The organism is Paenibacillus sp. FSL R7-0026 (genome assembly GCF_038004485.1).
Classification (GTDB): Bacteria; Bacillota; Bacilli; order Paenibacillales; family Paenibacillaceae; genus Paenibacillus; species Paenibacillus xylanexedens_A.
This window is the reverse complement of sequence record NZ_JBBORG010000001.1, coordinates 1,220,908-1,239,650: the sequence shown is the minus strand read 5'-3', so window position 1 is coordinate 1,239,650 and position 18,743 is coordinate 1,220,908. Positions and strand designations below refer to the sequence as shown.

Genomic DNA, 18,743 nt, shown 5'->3' with positions numbered 1-18,743 from the left:
CGCGTACGGAGCAAGTAAGTGCGCTGTATCCTGAATGTAGGAGAACATTTCCTTCGTGTGGGAACAAGTGATCAATACGCCACAAAAGCGGATATTCTCCATTCCACATGAAAAACTCCACTTCGCACCAAGCGGGATTGGAGGAATCTCCCCGCTTGGTGCGGGACGGAGGAATTCTTCCGCTTGGTGCAGGCCGGAGGAGTCTTCTCGCGCGCTGTTGGAGCAGAGTATGCGCGAGCTCTAACGAATCTGAGGCGTCTTATTCAAGCTTTTGAAGCTCTCTCAGAAATCTAAGGAACCTGAGCCACGTTATATCCAAATAAATAGCCATTTTCAGCGCTTTTTCATGGGATGTTGGGAAATAACGTGCCTGAAGTTTCTTACAAATTAAAGTAAGGACCTGAAGGCCAAATAAGACGTCCTGTGTTCCTTAGAAAATCGACTACCCATTCGCCAGGTCAACCGGCTCGAACTTCAGACTTTTATACGCTGACCTCCATCATCATATTGCTTACTTGAATTTGCAGTCACACTCTTATATAGCTAAAATGATCGGAACCGATGTGGTCTCCACACATTAACTTTATTAATCGAAATATTAAACGCCGCACGGGGTTCTTCAGGACCCATGCGGCGTGTTTATGTTTTTGTCTAATAACTATTTAATTGCTATCTCTGGGTAAATTATATGATTTACGTCTCCATTGGCAGATGAAGCGTGAAGGTCGAACCAACCCCCATTTCGCTATGGACGGTAATTTTACCATTGTGATCCTGAACGATTTTCTGGCAGAGCGCAAGTCCAAGTCCCGTACCTTCTTCTTTGGTTGTATAAAATGGATTAAAGATTGTGGATAGCGAATTTTCCGGAATGCCGCTTCCTGTATCTGTAATTGAAATGAGCACTGCGTCTCCGTCCTGCAACAAATCCATATGGACCTCACCAGGGTCTGTCATTGCTTCAAAAGCGTTACGAATCAGATTGATCAATACCTGCACAATTTTATCTCGATCCATGATGATTACAACTGGCTCATTAGTCATTTCAAGCGTAATTTGATGCCCTCGGGATGCCGCATCTGACTCGGTCAAAGACATCACTCGTTCAAGGCAGTGACCCAAATGTTCAGGCTTCATGTGATTGGCATGTGGTTTGGAAAACTGTAAAAATTCAGCCGTCAAATCGGTTACTCTCGTCACCTCACCCATGATCACTTCATACCATGGCGCGATATTAAACGCTTGTCCACGTGACAGTTGCAGGAATCCCCGAATTGCGGTAAGCGGGTTCCGAATTTCGTGAGCCATACCTGCGGCCAGTTCACCTACAGCCCTTAGTCTTTCGGAACGAAATACTTCTTCTTCATTTTTCAGCCATTTGCTGCGCTGTTGTTGAAGCAGCCTATCCTCGGCTACTGTCATAAAGTGCTGCAACGAATCCGACATTTCCGGGTACAGGGAGATGCTGTAGCTTACCTGGAGTCCTTGAAGCTGAACGGATAACAGTGACGACATTCGTTCTTCCACATCCTGTATCTCCGGCAAAACGACTGCAAATCGGTCTCCTGCATACCGGGATATGCCATAGGCCTCGGTGAAATGATTGCTGATCATCTGACCTGTACCTGTGATTACCGTACACCAAGGATCTTCTGAATCTTTTTTAAAGCCGCTAAAGTTATTGACGTTCAAAAGGACAAGCAAAAAAGACCGTTGCTCTTCTACTGTCTTATGTAACACCTCCATGTAACCTTCGTAATTCAACAGTCCGGTAAGCGGATCATGCAGGGTCAGGAACCGATTTTTTTCCCGAAGCCTGCGCTTCTCGACCTCACTGTTGATTAAGGTATGATACAGAAAAATGATAACAACCGAGGTTAACAGGTCAAATAACGAAACCAGCAAAGCATATGTATCTACAGGCACATACGAAAGCCGAATCAACGTATATTGCAGCATAAGCAGCAACGAAATCGGCAAGGTCTGCGCCAACCTTGGTTTGTCCTGGATCATTGAAATAATGAGCATATAATACAGCATGTTGCACCAGTTCAGTTCACTGAAATAGTGGAATATCCCGAGAAAAATCCACTGAAATTTTCGCAGCACAGGATATCGTCTCTCCCCATAAATACTTGCTACCAATAATGTCGCCGAAATTGACATTATTGCCATATTAGGGGTAAGCCTGAGAACATAAGAGGACAGAATGACAAGCAGACAACCTAGCGGGAATATCACCATTTTCATCGTGTAACTAAGCAAACAGCCTCGCCCCCTTTGACATAAAACTCACATCAAACAACTTATGTACATGTATTATATCGATTATGATTAGCTGATGTTGTCGATTAGTGGAGGCTCGTCAAATTCGCACGAATGTATAAATTATGAAGGCAATAGGACATATGATGTAATTGTAATCAACAAAAGTGAAACAATTCCTCTTCGCATAGATCATTATTGTGGTACAATACATTAATGGATTAATTTAGGATAAATACTTGGTTATGGAGGATATCACATGACAACACAACGAAAACCACTGGGCCTCGGAACGCTCTCTCTACTCGTACTATTGATGGGTCTCGCCTTTAATTTCCAATGGGGCAAAACAAATTTTATGATCAGTCATTATCTTTTTAACTTAATAAACATACCTATTTATAGCAACGGAACTCAAGGATTTCACATTCCTTTTGTAGTAGCAGCCCTCTTCTGGACTCCAGCCTTCTTGATCGCCAAAAAAAATCGTTCACATTATGGCACAAGTGTATCTTATAACGTCGCCGGATTTATGTTGCTCTTGTGCATGATGGGGCCATTTATCCCCGTTATCGATTGGATGGTCAATGGTTAAACAATTAAAGCCAGCTCTCTATATCCCGAGGGCTGGCTTCTTTGCTGCTTTTCCATATAAGATGAACAAATTGTTTACACGATAACGTAGAGGACAGAAATAACCTGAAGAAGCGGAGCGTTCGCCTTTATCCCCGGATTTTCACTTCTTTAGAAGGGAATCAAAAAATCTGGGGATAACAGCGATCAGAAGGTTGTTCTGTCATCGGAGTGACTGGTGTAACCTCTTGAGGCTCATCTTATTTCTTCGCCATATACTTACGGATATCAAAAGCCACCGCAGCAACAATGATCAATCCTTTGATAATCAACTGCCAGTATGGACTTACACCGATAAACGTTAGACCATAGTTAATAACCCCGAAGATCAGCACACCCGCCATAACCCCAGGTACCGTTCCAATACCTCCTGCCGTTGATACACCGCCTACCACACATGCGGCAATCGCATCCAGCTCATACATGTTACCGTAATTGTTTGTTGCTCCACCTGTGCGTGCTGCCTCAAGTACACCACCCAAACCATACAATGCACCCGCTATGGCATACAGCGCAACCAGGTTGCGAGCTACATGAATCCCGGATACATGCGCTGCCTGAATGTTGCCACCGATCGCGTACATGTTTTTGCCGAGACGTGTTTTGTTAAAGATTACCCAGCAGATTAATGCCACCGCAATAGCAATGAGGACAATATACGGGATGGAATAACCCCCGCCCAGATCAATGTATCCAGAGCCAATGACGGTGAAGTCCGGTCTCAATCCTCCGATCGGCTGTGATTGGTTGGGTTCCGTATCAAAATAAATGGAGTTCAGTCCATACACGGCAACCATTGTACCCAGCGTTGCGATAAAAGGTGGCACATGTAATTTGGCGACAATGAGTCCATTTACCAATCCCACAAACAGACCTGCGGTAATCCCGACAAGGATCGGCAGACCCACCCATAAGTGGGGCAGATCGGGGAAGAAGCGGTTTGCATACTCGTCAATTTGCAGCATCGATGCCGATACAACCGCCGTCAGACCAACCACCCGTCCAGCGGACAGATCGACCCCGCCCGTGACAAGGATAAAGGCTGCACCGAGCGCAATAATGGCCCGTGTGGAGGACTGCTGTAAGATGTCCCGCAGTGTGGAGAAGGCAAGAAAGTTCGGATCGGCAATCGCAATACCAATAATGAGCAGGATCAGTACAATAAAGATGGCGCGTTGTGTTACATATTGTTTCACTTGATTGATCATCTGTGTGTTCATCTGTTTCCCTCCTGACTAAGCCATCCGCTGTTGTGCGGCCAGCCTCATAATATCCTGCTCGGTTGCCTCGGCTCCGTCCACGATTCCGGTGAGACGCCCTTCGCTCATCACCATAATGCGATCCGACATACCCAACAGTTCGGGCATCTCCGAGCTAATCATGATAATGCTTTTGCCCTGACGAGCCAGTTCCGTAATAATGGTGTAAATCTCAAACTTGGCCCCTACATCAATTCCACGTGTCGGTTCATCCAGCAGGAGTATCTCCGGGTCGGTCAATAACCAACGGGCCAGCAGAACTTTCTGCTGATTGCCGCCAGAAAGATTTCGAATCAGGGTGTTAACTGAAGGCGTTTTGGTTCTGAACTTCTGCGTCTGCTCACGTGCCTCTTCGCGGCCCTTTTTCTCGTCCAACAAGCCCACGCGATTTCGGTAGCGCCCCAGACTGGCAATGATCGTGTTCTCATACACCGACAACACCGGGAAGATTCCTGTGACTCTTCGTTCTTCGGTGAGCAACGCGATGTTATGACGCTTCGCTGCTGCGGGGGAGTTAATCTTCACCTTGCGCCCATGAATCGAAATGGTACCTGAAGCGAGTCCACGCAGTCCAAACAAGGACTCAATCAGTTCTGTCCGCTGTGCTCCAACCAAGCCGCCAATGCCAAGCACTTCACCTTTTCGCAGCTCAAAGGATACATCACAAAACGATTTGGACTGGCTTGATGTCAGACCCTCGGCTTTTAATATCACTTCACCAGGTACATTCGTCCGTTCCGGGAAACGTTCGTCCAGATCACGGCCAACCATACGTGTGATGATCAGATCTGTCGTTAGATCCGCAGCATCCCAAGTCCCGACAACAAAGCCATCACGCATGATTGTCACTTCATCCGAGATCGTCAGGATCTCCTCCATCTTGTGTGAAATATAGATAATGGATACGCCGCGACTACGCAGTTCATTAATAATGGCAAAGAGCTGATCCACTTCCTTGCCTGTCAGGGAAGAAGTTGGCTCATCCATGACGATGACTTTGGATTGAAAAGAGACCGCCTTGGCAATTTCCATGGATTGAATTTTGGAGACAGACAGTGTTCCCGCCTGAGCCTTCGGATCAATATCCAGGTTCAAGTCCTTGAACAGGGCCAGCGTATCGATATACATCCGTTTCTCGTCCACCAGTATTCCCCTCATCGGAAAACGACCCAGCCAAATATTCTCCATCACCGGACGATGCGGGACCGGATTCAGCTCCTGATGAATCATGGATATCCCTTGCTGAAGTGCCGCTTTAGAATTCGGAATATCCACATCCTTTCCTTCGATGCGTATCGTTCCTTCATCCGGGTGATACATCCCGAACAGACATTTCATAAGTGTGGATTTGCCCGCTCCATTCTCTCCCATCAAAGCGTGAACCGTCCCCGGCTTCACCTTCAATGTGACCTGACTTAGTGCCTGCACACCCGGAAATGCTTTGGAAACTCCATTCATCTCCAGCAGGTAAGGTGACTCCATGTTGTATCCTCCCTTCCATATGACCGGCAAAAAAGGGACGCTACCCGAATGTCGGACGTCCCTGTCTCGTGCTGTTATTGGGCGTCGGCAATGTTGTCTTTTGTAATCTTTTTGTATGCAATCCAGACGTATTTACCATCTGTAATGTCGTATTTGGTATTTTCCTTCGTTGGTGTCTCACCTTTGGCAAGTACGGAAGCCAGTGCCACCGTGGCTGCACCCTGATTCTTGGCATCATTGAGCACCGTGCCCAGCATCGTGCCATCCTGTAGAGCCTGAATGGCTGGAGCTGTTGCATCCACACCTACAACCGGCATGGATTTGCCATCCTTGAAGTATCCAGCTGCTTTCAATGCCTCAATGGCTCCCAAGGCCATGTCATCATTGTTCGCGAGCACAGCTTCAATTTTGTCGCCATGGGAGGCCAGGAACGCCTGCATTTTCTCTTGACCTTTCACCCGGTCCCACATTGCCGTGTCTTCCGCCAGTGCTTCCACTTCGATACCGGCATCCTGGATCGCCTGAACCGAATATTTGGTCCGAAGCTCTGCATCCTGGTGACCCGGTTCCCCTTTTAGCATGACGTATTGCAGCTTGCCATCGCCGTTTTTGTCCGCTTCCGGATGTGCTTTCCAGTAATCCACAATCAGCTGTCCGGAGATCGTACCGGACTCCTCCGCTTTTGCTCCTACGTAGTAAACTTTATCCCACTTGTTCATGTCTTCCGCCACCGGCTCACGGTTGAGGAATACCACCGGAATGTTCGCTGCCTTAGCCTTGTCAATGATGACACCTGCCGCCGTCCGGTCCACCGGATTCACGGCCATTGCATTGTATTTCTTAGACACAAACAGATCCACTTTCTCATTCTGGGTTGGCTGTGCATTCTGGCTATCCACGATATCCAGAGTCGCAATACCTTCCGCTGCTGCGGTCATTGCATTACGTACACCCGTCATGAATGTATCATCAAATTTGTAGATGGCAACACCAATCTTGGGCGTTTCCGTACCGGCTGCTGTCTGGCCTCCTGTATCTGTTCCCGTACTTCCACCTGCGCTGTCTCCGCCGCTGCTACACCCCGCCGCCACAACCATACATGCCGTAATCAACAGTGTCATCCATGTTTTCTTCATATCCTAATGACCTCCCCCAAGTTCATTCGGCTTCACCGATGTCTTTATTATGAAAGGGTTTACATTAAATTCGAATACAATATCTTCACCTGTTCTATCGAAATCTTCCTCAAGTTAACAAACACCTTAATTTCTTCATTCAGCATTCGTTCCGGCATTCGTTCCAGCATTGGTTCATTGTACAAAAGGAAACAACAGCTTCTGGTTATCCATCCAGAACATATTGTCTGTACTAACCAGCTTGGTCTCAAGTAGCACTCTCGCTTGCACCTGTTGATTGTTCAGCCTTGCAACGGCTTGATTCACTCCCAGATAACCTGCACTGTATCCATTCTGGACGATGAGATGATCAAAGACCCCTTCTTGCAATTGCTCCAGTTGCTGTTGTTCACTGCCAAATCCAACAATCCTTACCTTGTCTGCAGAGTTGCGTCGATTCAGTTCATCTGCTGCTCCCAGAGAAGCCGGTTCCTGAAGAGTAATGAAACCATCTACCTCCTGCTGGTCCAGCAATTGCTTCGCAGTCTGCCAACATCCATCCCGTGTATTACATATCGATTTGGGTTCCACTTGAATATTAGGATACTGTACCAAGGCTTCCATAACTCCCTGCTCTCTCTGAATCAGACCAGAATTAAGAGGATCGGGGCCCAATAAGGCCACATGCCCTTTCCCTTCCAGAAGCTCCGCCATAGCCTGGCCGGCCTGTCTTCCCGCCTCAACATTATCCATCGAGATGAAACTGGTGATACCTTTCACGGGAAATTCATCGTTAAGCACAATAACAGGAACAATGGTTCCATCGGAATTTGTTGTCTGTGCCTCCTGAATGATGTCACTAAGTGCTTTCTCACTTAGAGGATCAACCAATAGAGCTGATGCCCCCTGCTTCAGAGCTGATGCGGCGGCCTCCACTTGAGCCTGCTCTCGCGTACTGCGAGACAACGTTTGGCTGTTGATGTTTGCCTGTTTGACCTGCATCTGACTTCCAGCAGAATCCGGAATGGCAGGCGTGTACACATCACCATCGGAAGGGTATGCTTCCACGGTAATCAGTTCGGCTCCACTCTCTTTGGCAGCCGCTTCGGCGCCAAGCCGGATAGCTTCCGCAAGTTCCCCTGTCCCAGCTGGCGTAATCAGCGCGATACGTGGCGGTACTGCCGTAGTATCGGGACTCGATAAGCCACAGGCGCTGCATATGAGCAGACAGCAGCTTGCAGCTGTCAGGGTTACTAACCGACGTTTCCGGATTCCAGGGAAACTCGCAGCAACCTTTTTCCAAAACGTACGAATGTATGACCCTACAACTCTGTGGCTGTGGATATCGTTCCTATTCACTTGGTTGTCTGTCATCAGGCTCGCCCTCCTTCTGCTGCGATTGAATGGGAATCCGAACCCAGACCGTGGTGCCTTCTTCCAGCTCACTTGCGAATTCAAGACCGTAGCCCTCCCCATAATAGAGCCGGATTCGGTCATGGACGTTGCGTACCGCTACGCCGGAGCCTGCACCGCTTTTGACCACAGGACGACCACTTAATAAACCCGACATCTGTTCTTCCGTCATGCCGACCCCATTATCTGTAATGCGAAATACCAGCTTGTTGTCCTCACGATAAACATCGACCTCAATACTTCCTTCGTCCATGTGGTACTCGATGCCATGAACAATGGCGTTTTCAATCAGGGGTTGAAGCATCAGCTTTAATGTAAGGCATTCCAGGAGCGTCTCATCTGCATGGATGGTAAAGTTGAATTTGCGCTTAAACCTCATCTGCTGAATCGTCAAATAATGCTGGGCATGCTCCAGCTCTTCCCTGATCGTGATAATCGTTTTGCCTTGACTAAGGCTGATGCGGAACAGGCGCGAGAGTGATGTAATCATCGTAATCACTTCTTCATTGCGACTCATGCCTACCATGCGCACCACGGAATTCAGCGTATTATATAGAAAATGTGGATTGATCTGGGCCTGCAAGGCTTCCAGCTCCAGACGCCGCTTCTGTTCCTGTTCGTGGATAATCTCATCCATCAGGGTCCTGATTTTATTAACCATCAGGTTGAAGCGACGGGATAGACGTTCCACCTCCAGCGGCCCTTCAATAGGCAACTCCACGTTGAAGTCCCCTCGCTCTACGGCCTTCATCTTGCGCTCCATTCGCCGGATTGGGCGAGTAAGACTGGAGGATAAGAACAGCGAGACCAGAATGACCAGCACCAGTACAACGACCAACACACGAATGAGATATCCGTTCACTTCCTGACGAGTGGTCATAATCTCATCCAGATAAGCAACACCGACGATTTTCCACCCGATATTGGCAACGGACTTTACGGTATTCAGCCTTTTCTGCCCATCTGCTTCATCTTCGTAACTGCCGGAAGCCACCAAAGCCTGTTCGATATTCTCGCTTTTGAGTCCCATATACATCAATTGTTGCTGCGGATGGTACACGATATTGCCCGCACTCTCATCGATGATATAGACATATCCCCGTTGCCCCAGACTGACCCGCCGGCTCAGTTCATCCATCTGTTTGAAATTGATATCGACCAGCAAAATAACCTGCCGATCCTGACCATTTTGCCGTATCGTTATGCCTTTGCTCATGGAAACGACCCATTTATATGGGCCTGTGTACATGTTCTGAATATGAGGTAACGAGAAACTCAGGTGATCCGGCACACGAAGGGCAGACTGAAACCACCCTTGCTGTGTCACATGGGCGCTGGTTTTTAATTCGGCTGTAGGTCGGTTCTTGAGCAATTTCCCCGTGGAATCAAGCAGAGTAATCGAGATGATATCTTCACGACTGCTGAGCAGTGTATCAAGCTGTTTGTCCACCAGTTCCCCTTCCCATGTCCCGTCACGCAGCATGTGTTCCTCAATGGCACGGTACAGATGAGACATACTGCGGACGTAATCCTCTAGGTTATAACTGACCTGATCCACAATCTGCCTTGTCGTCAGTTCCGCACTTCTCTCGGCAGCCTGCGTGAACTTATCATGCAGAAGCATCGCCATGATGGTCAGCACCAAGACAATGAAAACAGAGAAGGACCACGTAATAATAAACCGGATACTGCTGACTCTGGACGAACGCAGCCGGGAGCGTAATTGAAGTCCCATGGACTTCACCCATCTGGACAACAACTTCATCGGATCGAACCTTCACTTGCCGCCTGGGAAGCCTGTTTACGATATTCTTTGGGCGAGACACCAATATGTTTTTTGAAACAAAAACTGAAGTAATTGGGTTCGGCAAAGCCAACCTGCTCCGCAATCTCAAACGACTTCAGCTCGGTCGAGCGAAGCAGTTCACGCGCTGCCTCCATTCGGATCTGCATCAGGTATTGCAGGAAGGTAAGTTGTACTTCTTTTTTGAAAATGCCACAAAAATAACCGGAGCTGATATGCAAATGCCCACACACCTTCTGAATGGATAGGTCCGGGTCAGCATAATGCTCTTTCGTGAAAACTAATGCCTGCTCGACAATATCTTTGTATACATGCTGGCGTCCGCTGGCAATGCGGTGTTGTACGAGTAGACAGACCTCCTGCACCTTCTTCTGTGCCTCAGTAAGTCCCGGCAGTCGGAACAAATCCGCATACAACTGGAACCCTGCACCAAAGATGTCTTCCATCGCTTCTCCTGATGCCTGTGCTGCCTTCCATACTGTTGTTAATACTTCAATTAAATAGAGCTGAATATCACTTCGCCCGTGTTCCACTGTAATTTCCCGGAAAATGACCACCAGTGCTTCTTCCAGCTCTGCTTGTGTACCTGCCTTCAGGCATCGTGTCAGCGTCTGCTGCTTCAATTCGTCGAACCGCAGCTTACCCGCCGTCTGTCGCTCTACGTCCGCAATGTATATGATTGAATCCGTCCCGGGCACAAGCCGATAATCCAATGCCAGCAGGGCATCTTCATAGGCATGATTCACATCCGCGAGTGTATCCACAATCTGACCAGAGCCCACCGTAGCCGGGATACGTAAATAGTGGTTGATGCTACGCATCACATTTTCCAAAGCCTTCTGTTGCCGTTTCGCACCATCTGTACCGCCCGTGCGATCCACATAGAGCAGAACAATCGTCTCCTGATGCATAAAGGCATGACCAGCCCCATGCTCCGACCAGACTTCTGCCGCAATGTTAAGTGCAGCAAAGCGTTTCAGTTCAGCATCCTCAGATTGACGCAAGGAACCTCCAGGAACAAATATCTCAGACTGATCCGCTGCCTCGGATGTTGTTTTGTTATGTCGCTGTGAAGGCTCGCTGAATACTCCCTCAGACTTCTCCTTCTGTACATCTCCTTCCATATGCAGTGTCAATACGGACACACCATAACGTTCTCCTGTCAGATCCAATCCGCATTGTTTGGCTTTACTATGAATATATGTTGAGGATTTCTGCCGATGAAGCAAGGTCGCCATCAGATCTGCCTGTAATAAAGGCAAACTGGTATGATAGTGCTCACGCAGCTGCTGTACATCTTCACGCTCAGCCACTTCAGCCGCCATCTGGGCTCGCAGTCTTGTGAGCAGTTCGGTGAGATGTCCTGCCGAGAACGGCTTCAGCAGATATTCATCCACACTTAACGAGATGGCTTGCCTCGCATAATCAAATTCATCATATCCAGTCAAAATGACCACCTTCACGAGTGGATTACGCTTCCTCAATCTGTGTGCGAGTTCCAGACCATTCATGAATGGCATGCTGATATCTGTCACCACAATGTCCGGCTCTACCCTCTCCGCCATCTCCAATGCTTCCCGTCCATTCTCAGCCAAACCGACAATCCGCAGATCAAGCGCTTCCCAATCGACCTCTACAACAAGTCCTTCACGCACATCTTCTTCATCATCCACCAGCAGTACCCGGTACACGTTTGGATTCCTCCCTTTTGATGACGGCCTTATGCCCTATCAACGAATATATATGTAGCACTGTGAATCATTTGATTTCTTATTGCTCACCAAATTGAAGCAAAATGCAAAGGCTCATGTTGATCTGTTCCAAGGTTGCCATCATAATATACAATATTATCAGGGTTATGTAATCGCTTTCTTTATTAGGGGTAAGGCAACCCTGTCGGGCAGTGCCTAAGTGAAATGTGAAGGATCGTATATGAATGCTAAAGGTAGGTTAAAGTAATACAAACACGGGAAATTTCGAAGTACTTCTAATAAGAGGTGTTTTGATTGTGATTATAATTCAGACTTCATTCTTGTTCTTTACGATGATTCATACTTAATGCTTTAAAATAAATCATTGTTGTATCTGGGTTGGTGTGTCCCATTATCTCGGCCAAACGGTGCAGTGGCGTATGCTCAGCCATGGCGTAGCCAAAACGATGACGCAAGTCGTGTGAACTTAGTCCTTCCAGCCCTGCTGTTATCATTACTTTTTTAATCAGGTGGCGCAGTGCTCTCTCCGTTAAACGATCATTTGTCTTCTCTGAAGGAAAAAGATACGCACGATCGGGAGCAAGATCGGATAAGTACTGATTCAACATGACAACACACTGCATATTCAAAGGGATCTTACGTTGCACGTTGCGTTTATCGGCGCTCACTGTCAGGTGACCGCTTCGTCTACCAAGTTCGATATTATGAGGCTTGAGGTTGCATACCTCCATCGTTCGCAAGCCTGTGTGAAACATAAGGGTCAGGATGGTCTGATCACGAAGGGAATTACCATATTCCACTGCCGCGAGGAATGCCTGCTCTTCTTCCAATGTCATTCGGCGTGGACTTACTTTGTCTTCCGGAATGAATTTTAATGGTTTGGAAGGGTCATGACTGAGCCTGGATTCCAAGACAGCCCATTTGAAAAAACGCTTCAGCGTAATCAATCTCCGGTTAATAGTGGCTGGTTTCAATAACATAACTTTATGAGCATCTTCACGATAACTGACTAAAGTGGATGTATCCACATCTTCAATTCGCAGTGAAGACTCTTCGCTGAGCATGGTTCTTTCCTTGTACCATTCGATAAAGTGCTTCAGATCACTTGCATATTCCTTCACGGTTTTGGGATGCAATTCTCCCTCATTAGCAAGCATATGTATGAATTCCTCTACTGTCGGTTCCCGCTGCACCGAAACCCCTGATGACTGATTCATTAGAAAATACCTCCAAATCTTGACTTATATTAGCGGACATGGTATTATCATATTAATCGATACATTAGCGGACATCAAGTTCGTGGTTTAAATGCACCAGGTGAGTGTCAATTTTAAATTATACTCGTCATAATGATCGGCTAAAAACTTATTTTTTGGAGGAATCACATGCAAACAGGTACAGTGAAATGGTTCAACGCGGATAAAGGATTCGGCTTTATCGAAACTGAAGAAGGAACAGACGTATTCGTTCATTTCAGTGCAATTCAAGGTGAAGGTTACAAATCTTTGGACGAAGGTCAACGCGTTCAATTTGAAGTAACTCAAGGTAACCGTGGACCACAAGCTGAGAACGTTACTAAACTTTAATTATATGAAAGCTGCCTTATTAATAAGGCAGCTTTTTATTTACTCATATGTCTCACAGCAAAGTTTCCACATCCCAAGAATGAAAGCGAGGTATTCCCCATGGATAAAGAACAATTGATCACAGAAGTAGCCAAGGCTGGCGGTTTCTCCAAGAAGAATGCTGAAAAAGCTGTAACCGTTGTACTGGATTCGATTCTCGAAGCTCTCAAAGAAGGTAAAGAAGTTCAAGTGGTTGGATTTGGGAAATTCGAAGTACAGAAGCGTGAGGCAAGAACAGGAAAAAGTCGGAGAACAGGCAAGGAAATTCAACTACCTGCAGGTAAAGTTCCTGTATTCACAGCAGGCTTAAGCATGAAAGAAGCTTTAAATTAAACCACGTAACAAACGTAACAACCCATTGAAAAGAGGTTTTTATTCAAACACACAATGATAATATGGATTTAAATGTCGTGTTTACTACCGTTGATGATATCATTAACTTTTACTCAGGCAAACAGACAAACTCGGATCATGCAGAAGCTCATACTCATTTAAAGCCCCCATCAGTACAGTCTGATTGCAACCTACGACCACCCACCCGCTAAATTCACATTTCATCTTGGACAACAAGAGGCCCTGATCCGCTCAAAACGGTCCAGGGCCTGATTTGCTTGGAAGCCGGCTCTGTCAGGAACCAGCTTTTTTTGTCTTTTATGCACAATGCACAACCATCCTATTTGCTGTTCAGAAGTTCGCGCAAGATCTGTAGATCATATGTAGAAACAAGACGTTCCAAATGCGTATCCAGCCATTCCTCGTCCTGATCCCACCACTTCAATTCCAGTAGCAGTGCAATCGTCTCTTCATTAAAACGCTTTTTAACAGTCTTGGCTGGATTACCACCAACAATCGTATAGGGTTCAATGTCCTTAACAACGGTTGAATTGGAGGCAACGATTGCCCCGTCTCCAATCGTGATACCAGGCATGATCGTTACATTTTGTCCAAGCCATACATCGTTCCCCAGTACCGTGTCACCCTTATATGGAAGTTGTTCCAGTGTAGGTGTCACACGCTCCCATCCTCCACCAAAAATGTTGAACGGATACGTCGTCATGCCCTCCATCCGATGATTCGCGCCATTCATAATGAATGTCACACCTTCCGCAATTGCACAGAAATTGCCGATGACCAGGCGATCACCAATAAAGTCATAATGATGCTGTATCCGGTCATAGAATTGCTCTGGCGGATTCGTGTTATCGCTATAATACGTATAATCACCGATGTCCACATTGGAACGCGGCGGCAGGTTTTGAATGTAACATACCGTACGGATATTCTCATTCGGGAAAAGTTTTGTTTTATCAGGGGCCATATTGTAGTCCCTCCTTTTCCCTATTGTAACAGATATCAAATCTTAAACGGACTAAGTGAGGTCTGCAACTCTGTGGACACATCAGACAAAATAGCCGCAGATGCCTTGATCTGCTCTACCGACTTGAGCTGTTCATGGACAGAACCCGCTGCCTGTTGTGAATTGGTACTAGCCGTCTGCGCATGGCGAGCGATCTCATGGACAGAAGCCACAATCTGCTCCACACCTGCGGACATCTCTTCACTTGTCGCAGCCATGTCCTCAATCTCTGTAGCCATACGCAGGTTTGTATCCCTGATCAGGCTGAAGTTTTGCTCCGTTTCCCGGGTCAATCGCAGTCCTTCCTGTACTTCGTCCTTCACTCTCGACATGGCCGATAGCGATTGCTGCATATCTTGTTCCATGGCTTCGACCAGTTCTTCAATACGATCTGAAGAGTGTCCGGCTTGTTCAGCCAGTTTACGAACCTCGGTAGATACGACGGCAAATCCTCTGCCATGCTCCCCTGCTCTTGCTGCTTCAATGGATGCATTGAGGGCGAGCAGATTCGTTTGATTTGCAATCTCATGAATGGCGGAAACCATCTGACTAATCTGTGCCGACTTCCCTTCCAGCATACGAATGACTTCATCCGTTGTGGTAACGGAAGATTCAATGGTAGACATCTGCTGAACGGTAAGTTGCACCGCTTCACCTCCGGTTTCTGCCTGTTTGCGTGAATACAAAGCAGAGTCCGAGATGCTGGAGGCCTTGTCCGCCATACGTTGTACGGCTATCGCCACTTCTTCCATGGCCTGCAGATTTTCTTCCGTACTAATTGTCTGACTCTCGGCTCCTTGTGCGACTTGTTCAACGGAGGATGCAATCTGCGCCGATTCTTTGGACGTTTGGTCTGCAATCTTCAGTAGCAGCCCGGTCGAATGCTCTGCTTTCTCGGCAACCTGAAGTCCGCCTTGAATGATGACCTGGAGATTACTTCTCATCTCATTGTATCCCGTGCCCAGCATACCAATCTCGTCTTGGACGTTGTCCACAACTGGCTGTGTGAAATCGCCCGTCCCCGCACGTTTAATCGCTACGGATACCCGTTCGATTCTTACTCTCACCCTGCGAACGTACAGCAGGATCAGGGTAATTGCGACCAACATCGCAAGCAGGAATACGATCAGGAATGTCTTGAGGAATGAGGAGATAATCACATCAATTAACGATTGAGAAGCACCAACATAGAAAATTCCGATAATCTCTCCGGATGCGTTCTTGATTGGTTCATAGGCCGTCTGATATTTCTGGCCTACAACCACGGCTTCACCGAAGTATTTTTCCCCTTGCTGCAAAACGGTCTGGGCGACCTCGTCCGATACCTTCGTGCCGACAGCGCGCTCCCCGTCCACCATAACATTCGTAGCAACACGTTCGTCACCTCGGAAGATCGTCACCGTGTCCCCGGATGCTTCTCCAATCTCATCCACCAGTTCAAAGTTGCCATCCAGCGCGGTATCTCCCTTGAATAATTGTCCGTCCTTAATGGCCCAATCTCCTGGATGCTTATATGTAATGATATGATTCGCCATCTCCAAATCACGCTTCGCTTTCTCTGTAGCAAATGTCGTAATCCCCTGTCTCATCTCCATGATTACACTTACCGCCACGGCTGAGGAGAAGACGATAAATATACTGATAACGATCAAACTAATTTTGGTACCGATGCTCATGCTTCGCATGTGTGTGAGCCACCCTTTTCCCTATGTAATTGTGGGGATATTCAAGCCAATTTCGATTCTGTTTCGAATATCACTATAGTCTTATCGGTAGGAGTGTTCACAATATTTATAATGTTTCAGTGACTTTTATCACAAAAATAGCCTGCTGAAATCTAATCTTTTACGTATTTTCCGTAAATGTGTAAGAATACCCTGAGGAATGGAACTTAGTAGAGTGGAAAAATGCAGAAAAACGCTCAAAATTCAGATAACAATATGTATTAGAATATTAATGCAATCAAATAAAGAGTCACATCTTCTCCCGTTGTACGGAAGAAAATGTGACTCATTTTTAAGATCAAAGACTACAACAATAGTCTTTACAATAATGATTCATTATTTGGATGTAAGGCTTACTTGTGCAGCGGTTTGATCCCAGTCCACGGTAAGTCCCAGTCCTTCTGAGATGAAGCGTACAGGCACGAGTGTGCGACTGTTTTGAATGATTGCTGGTGCATCAATTTCGAGTGTCTCCCCATTTACGGTTGCGGTGCTGCTTCCGATCTTGAGCACAAGGGTCTGATCATTCAGAACCGCTGTTACCGTCTTCGCCGTTTTGTCCCAAGTCACTTCTGCACCCATCGCTTCGAGGATTGCGTTCACAGGTACCATCACTCGGCCACTTTGCTGCAGCGGGTCCTGATCCGGGAATGTGATCGATTTACCATCGAGTGTTACGGTAATGGTTTTGTCCGTTGTTCCGGATGAGGTGTTCGAACCTGTCTCTTCCGAAGTCTCAGGCAAAGGCGTTACTTCACGTCCAAGTTGCTCTTGCAGATTCGCAAGACGGTTCAGTGCAAATGTCGTCAGTGAACCGGCTGCCATGGAGCCCATGCCTCCGCCCCCACCGCCAAAGTTACCACTAGGGCGTGTCTGCGTATTATCTGTACCCGTTGTTGCATCTGTTGTACCGTTTCCAGTTGCAGCCCCCGGCTGAGTTGGAGGTGTTGTTCCATCTGGAGGTGTCATTCCTTCGAAACCTCCGGCGGCGTCATGCCTTCCATACCCTCAGGTGGGGTCATTCCCTCAAATCCTTCTGGTGGTGTACCGCCCATACCACCTGCCGCGTCTGCATTTGCAGAATAAGCGATGTTGGATTCAAACTGTTCTGTCGTATAAAACTTCGTTGGATCTGCTTCCACATAAGGACGAATCTCATCGGCAAGGCCAGTAATACGATCCTGAATGCCTTCCATATAGTCTGTCAGTTCATTGACGTAGCTTAAATATTTTTCCTTATACTCCGGCACAGCAAGCAGGTTATTAATCATCGGTACATTTTCCATGTTAATGCCCAGTACGGGCTCGTCCACAGATACGTTTGTTGCGTTGGTGTTGGTCGTGGTTGATCCGGTTGTTGTGCCACGTCCACCTCCACCCGAGTACCCGTTGAAGGACATGTTAAAGTCCCAAGGAACAACGGTGAACTTGCCAGCGGCATCACTGTAGAGCATGTAGTTGTGTCCTTTGTCGCCGTTATAACTGTCATAGTTGCCAAAAACCATGTTGCCTGCAATATATTGAAGCGCTGAATCTACGTCCAGTACACTTTCAATATCGCCTTTTTCACCTTCTGGCATCTCGTTCAACGTTTGGATGAAGGTTTTGAGTTTGGCTTTATCCTTATCTGTACCCAAGTCTTTGGTGATTGTACTGTAGTCACTGCCCTCTTCATATTGAAGATAACTCTTCTCATCCGTATCATAGAGCACGCCTTCTTCGTAATCCTCACCGTAGTTGCGCTCCAGATAGCTATCATCCACTGCTTCAACGCCAGTATAGAAACCAACCAGCTCGCCGTTAACGTACAGTTTAACATAGTTCGTCATTGGTACATCCATGCCAATGCTGCGCAGTGCTTCATAATGAAGAACTTCACGCATATACGACGGATCAGCGTAGTTGTTGTTCAGTACCATTTTATCCAGTCCAAGCAGGGTTTGTGTTTTGTCGTATTTATCAAACTTCAGTCTGAAACTGTAACGGTCCGAATCTTCCATTGAGGCTACAGCTTTCAGGGTCAGATTGCCCTTGGTGGAGAAACCGACATTGTCCAGCTTGTTGCCGTCCACTTCCACACTAACATTCTTATAATCCTTATCGAGCGGACTTTCGAGCATGCTCTTCCAGTCTGCATCATCAATCGTTACATTCACATCAATAACGTAATCCGTCTGGAACAACGATTCATAAGCTTGCGTCACGCCTGCACTCGTCGTTGTCGCTGTACTTTCTGCAGCATATGCGGCATTCGGACTTCCGATCAGACCAAAAGATGTCGTTACCATCGTCACGGACAATGCCGTTACTGCAACTTTTCGTAATAAAATATTCAAATGATGAATCCTCCTTCT

Annotated in this window: 16 protein-coding genes; 4 read left to right on the top strand and 12 right to left on the bottom strand. The window is 47.0% G+C overall.

Annotated elements, in window-relative coordinates; all coding sequences use genetic code 11:
* Positions 1–55: 55 nt before the first annotated feature.
* On the top strand, positions 56–244 hold the full coding sequence (locus tag MKY44_RS05475) for a hypothetical protein (RefSeq protein WP_341006334.1): 189 nt from the start codon (positions 56–58) through the stop codon (positions 242–244).
* Between the two features lie 449 nt (positions 245–693).
* On the opposite strand, the gene MKY44_RS05470 is transcribed toward MKY44_RS05475, so the two are convergent.
* Positions 694–2,109 carry an ATP-binding protein gene (locus tag MKY44_RS05470; RefSeq protein ID WP_091016210.1) on the bottom strand — a complete coding sequence of 472 codons (1,416 nt, stop codon included), beginning with the start codon at positions 2,107–2,109 and terminating at the stop codon, positions 694–696.
* Between the two features lie 415 nt (positions 2,110–2,524).
* Here MKY44_RS05470 and MKY44_RS05465 point away from each other — a divergent pair, with 415 nt between their 5' ends.
* A complete protein-coding gene (locus MKY44_RS05465) occupies positions 2,525–2,860 on the top strand; it encodes a hypothetical protein (protein WP_341006333.1) in 336 nt (111 codons plus the stop codon).
* Between the two features lie 238 nt (positions 2,861–3,098).
* On the opposite strand, the gene mglC is transcribed toward MKY44_RS05465, so the two are convergent.
* The 7 genes from mglC to MKY44_RS05430 form a co-directional block, all read right to left on the bottom strand.
* On the bottom strand, positions 3,099–4,118 hold the full coding sequence (gene mglC / locus MKY44_RS05460) for a galactose/methyl galactoside ABC transporter permease MglC (RefSeq protein WP_017690326.1): 1,020 nt from the start codon (positions 4,116–4,118) through the stop codon (positions 3,099–3,101).
* A gap of 15 nt (positions 4,119–4,133) precedes the next feature.
* Positions 4,134–5,639, bottom strand: coding sequence for a sugar ABC transporter ATP-binding protein (locus MKY44_RS05455; RefSeq protein ID WP_341006332.1), 1,506 nt, complete (start codon positions 5,637–5,639; stop codon positions 4,134–4,136).
* 74 nt (positions 5,640–5,713) lie between these two features.
* Positions 5,714–6,775, bottom strand: a complete 1,062-nt coding sequence (locus MKY44_RS05450) for a galactose ABC transporter substrate-binding protein (protein ID WP_036672480.1) — start codon at positions 6,773–6,775, stop codon at positions 5,714–5,716.
* Between the two features lie 174 nt (positions 6,776–6,949).
* Positions 6,950–8,128, bottom strand: a complete 1,179-nt coding sequence (locus MKY44_RS05445; protein WP_341006331.1) for a substrate-binding domain-containing protein — start codon at positions 8,126–8,128, stop codon at positions 6,950–6,952.
* Positions 8,106–9,932 (bottom strand): sensor histidine kinase, encoded by a 1,827-nt coding sequence (locus tag MKY44_RS05440; protein WP_341006330.1) that lies wholly within the window; start codon positions 9,930–9,932, stop codon positions 8,106–8,108. Before MKY44_RS05440 ends, MKY44_RS05445 begins: the two co-directional genes overlap by 23 nt.
* Positions 9,929–11,662, bottom strand: a complete 1,734-nt coding sequence (locus MKY44_RS05435) for a response regulator transcription factor (protein ID WP_341006329.1) — start codon at positions 11,660–11,662, stop codon at positions 9,929–9,931. Before MKY44_RS05435 ends, MKY44_RS05440 begins: the two co-directional genes overlap by 4 nt.
* Positions 11,663–11,997: 335 nt before the next feature.
* Complete coding sequence (locus MKY44_RS05430; RefSeq protein WP_341006328.1) at positions 11,998–12,900, bottom strand: tyrosine-type recombinase/integrase; 903 nt, start codon at positions 12,898–12,900, stop codon at positions 11,998–12,000.
* A gap of 168 nt (positions 12,901–13,068) precedes the next feature.
* Here MKY44_RS05430 and MKY44_RS05425 point away from each other — a divergent pair, with 168 nt between their 5' ends.
* Positions 13,069–13,269 (top strand): cold-shock protein, encoded by a 201-nt coding sequence (locus tag MKY44_RS05425; protein WP_017690333.1) that lies wholly within the window; start codon positions 13,069–13,071, stop codon positions 13,267–13,269.
* Between the two features lie 99 nt (positions 13,270–13,368).
* Complete coding sequence (locus tag MKY44_RS05420; protein ID WP_074093765.1) at positions 13,369–13,641, top strand: HU family DNA-binding protein; 273 nt, start codon at positions 13,369–13,371, stop codon at positions 13,639–13,641.
* Positions 13,642–13,981: 340 nt separating this feature from the next.
* Here the strand turns inward: MKY44_RS05420 and MKY44_RS05415 are convergent, their stop codons facing one another.
* From MKY44_RS05415 to MKY44_RS05400, 4 genes are all read right to left on the bottom strand, one after another.
* Positions 13,982–14,626: a Vat family streptogramin A O-acetyltransferase gene (locus MKY44_RS05415; protein ID WP_341006327.1), complete on the bottom strand. Its 645-nt coding sequence runs from the start codon at positions 14,624–14,626 to the stop codon at positions 13,982–13,984.
* Between the two features lie 35 nt (positions 14,627–14,661).
* On the bottom strand, positions 14,662–16,350 hold the full coding sequence (locus MKY44_RS05410; RefSeq protein ID WP_341006326.1) for a methyl-accepting chemotaxis protein: 1,689 nt from the start codon (positions 16,348–16,350) through the stop codon (positions 14,662–14,664).
* A gap of 375 nt (positions 16,351–16,725) precedes the next feature.
* Entirely contained in the window at positions 16,726–17,358 is a 633-nt protein-coding gene (locus MKY44_RS05405) for a stalk domain-containing protein (RefSeq protein ID WP_341006325.1), read from the bottom strand.
* The gene (locus MKY44_RS05400) at positions 17,355–18,725 is read right to left on the bottom strand and encodes a CotH kinase family protein (RefSeq protein ID WP_341006324.1); all 1,371 of its coding nucleotides are present in this window, start codon (positions 18,723–18,725) and stop codon (positions 17,355–17,357) included. Before MKY44_RS05400 ends, MKY44_RS05405 begins: the two co-directional genes overlap by 4 nt.
* Positions 18,726–18,743 lie beyond the last annotated feature (18 nt).

Bases quoted from the DNA above. Each gene is read 5' to 3' on its own strand.
- MKY44_RS05465 (WP_341006333.1), top strand. From the start codon at position 2,525: ATGACAACACAACGAAAACCACTGGGCCTCGGAACGCTCTCTCTACTC.
- mglC (WP_017690326.1), bottom strand. From the start codon at position 4,118: ATGAACACACAGATGATCAATCAAGTGAAACAATATGTAACACAACGC.
- MKY44_RS05455 (WP_341006332.1), bottom strand. From the start codon at position 5,639: ATGGAGTCACCTTACCTGCTGGAGATGAATGGAGTTTCCAAAGCATTT.
- MKY44_RS05450 (WP_036672480.1), bottom strand. From the start codon at position 6,775: ATGAAGAAAACATGGATGACACTGTTGATTACGGCATGTATGGTTGTG.
- MKY44_RS05445 (WP_341006331.1), bottom strand. From the start codon at position 8,128: ATGACAGACAACCAAGTGAATAGGAACGATATCCACAGCCACAGAGTT.
- MKY44_RS05440 (WP_341006330.1), bottom strand. From the start codon at position 9,932: ATGAAGTTGTTGTCCAGATGGGTGAAGTCCATGGGACTTCAATTACGC.
- MKY44_RS05430 (WP_341006328.1), bottom strand. From the start codon at position 12,900: ATGAATCAGTCATCAGGGGTTTCGGTGCAGCGGGAACCGACAGTAGAG.
- MKY44_RS05425 (WP_017690333.1), top strand. From the start codon at position 13,069: ATGCAAACAGGTACAGTGAAATGGTTCAACGCGGATAAAGGATTCGGC.
- MKY44_RS05420 (WP_074093765.1), top strand. From the start codon at position 13,369: ATGGATAAAGAACAATTGATCACAGAAGTAGCCAAGGCTGGCGGTTTC.
- MKY44_RS05415 (WP_341006327.1), bottom strand. From the start codon at position 14,626: ATGGCCCCTGATAAAACAAAACTTTTCCCGAATGAGAATATCCGTACG.
- MKY44_RS05410 (WP_341006326.1), bottom strand. From the start codon at position 16,350: ATGCGAAGCATGAGCATCGGTACCAAAATTAGTTTGATCGTTATCAGT.
- MKY44_RS05405 (WP_341006325.1), bottom strand. From the start codon at position 17,358: ATGACACCTCCAGATGGAACAACACCTCCAACTCAGCCGGGGGCTGCA.